The following is a 1,336-nucleotide window of genomic DNA, read 5'->3' as shown; positions in this document are numbered from 1 at the left end:
TTGGAATTGACGGACAGTGATGGCACGATTGTTTGGCAGGCCACGTATCGTTCGTGGGGGGCAATAGAGAGCCTAACGATTCAAGAGGTCACGCAGAATCTAAGGTTTCCGGGGCAATACCGAGATGTTGAAACGGGGTTGCATTATAATACCTTCCGCTACTATGACCCTGAGGTGGCCCGGTTTACCACTCAGGATCCTATCGGGCTACTGGGCGGTTTCAACCTTTACAGTTATGCTCCTAATTCCACGGGATGGCTTGATCCTTTAGGGTGGTGTGTCAACACTAATGTGACAAGGGGAGCGGCAGGTCAACCCTTGAGGGCAACTGCTACTATCACGAAAAATGACCTAAAAACAGGTACGGCTACCAATCAGTCCTCAAGGACTTGGGCCCGAATGATGGGCAATTCCGATGATGATGCTGGACACATTATTGGTAAGCTCTTAGGAGGTTCCGGAGGGAAGGAAGGAGTGTTCCCTCAGCTGTCTAAAGTCAATCGTGGCTTGTTTAGGGATTTTGAAAAACAAATCGCAAAAGATGTCTTCGATAACGGGCCTGTTGATGTAGAGCTCGTATTTAAATACGGTGCCGGTGGCACAAGGCCAACAAAAGTAATTTATAATGTGTTCAGGAATGGGGATTTTGTAGATGGAAAAATATTCAGCAACTGATCTGGATGAAGAGTTTGGCAATGTTTTGAAGGGGTTCATGCATGAAATGTATAGCTGGGAACTGGCATACTATCAAAAAAGCATCGACGCCTTTGATGGTGACTTGTCGGAAACGGAGCTTGAGGAAACCATGCGTAAGGATCTTTTGAAGATTTTCCGCCAGTATGTGCTTGAGGGTGGGAGAAATTACGACAGAGTAGAAAATTTGGTTTGTGGTCGATATCCTGAATACGATGAGGTAAATGATCAGATCGAAGTAATTGATAGTAGTGAAAAAAAGGTTGCTGTTATTATAAGGAAGACGAAAGGTCTGGCTGCTGCGTTTCGGTTGAACTTTGTTGTAAGAGATGGTGTATTTATGATTTCAGGTCGGGACTTGCAGCATGGGCAAAAATGGCAAAAAACTTATGTCTGAGAATTGATTCAAAGCTCGGTTTGGTTTTAAGGAAAATATGGTGCTGCTGGGGTTCTTTAATAAGAAATGTTTAGAGGCGATTGCCAGCTTTGTCTCAGTCGTCTCGCCCTTCGATTGTGATGATTAATACTTGGGGTTCTTCGCATTGACTTTTTCGTCGTTTTAGCCTTTCCCACAGCAAACCTGAGACTCAGTTACGACAATTTCTCCCGCCTGATCGATGAAACCCACCCGCTGGGCCACAAG

At 45.1% G+C, this 1,336-nt stretch carries 2 protein-coding genes; both read left to right on the top strand.

The window, feature by feature from the left end; all coding sequences use genetic code 11:
- Nucleotides 1–675 (top strand): RHS repeat-associated core domain-containing protein (locus APH33_RS27065; RefSeq protein ID WP_082433714.1); only part of this gene is annotated, 675 nt, incomplete at its 5' end.
- Nucleotides 653–1,090, top strand: coding sequence for an NTF2 fold immunity protein (locus APH33_RS26170; RefSeq protein WP_054887939.1), 438 nt, complete (start codon nt 653–655; stop codon nt 1,088–1,090). The genes APH33_RS27065 and APH33_RS26170, both read left to right, overlap by 23 nt.
- Nucleotides 1,091–1,336: the final 246 nt, after the last annotated feature.

Origin of the sequence: Pseudomonas sp. NBRC 111130 (assembly GCF_001320485.1) — a bacterium.
Taxonomy (GTDB): Bacteria; Pseudomonadota; Gammaproteobacteria; order Pseudomonadales; family Pseudomonadaceae; genus Aquipseudomonas; species Aquipseudomonas vlassakiae.
This window is presented reverse-complemented; position numbering and strand designations above follow the sequence as displayed.

Bases quoted from the DNA above. Each gene is read 5' to 3' on its own strand.
- APH33_RS26170 (WP_054887939.1), top strand. From the start codon at position 653: ATGGAAAAATATTCAGCAACTGATCTGGATGAAGAGTTTGGCAATGTT.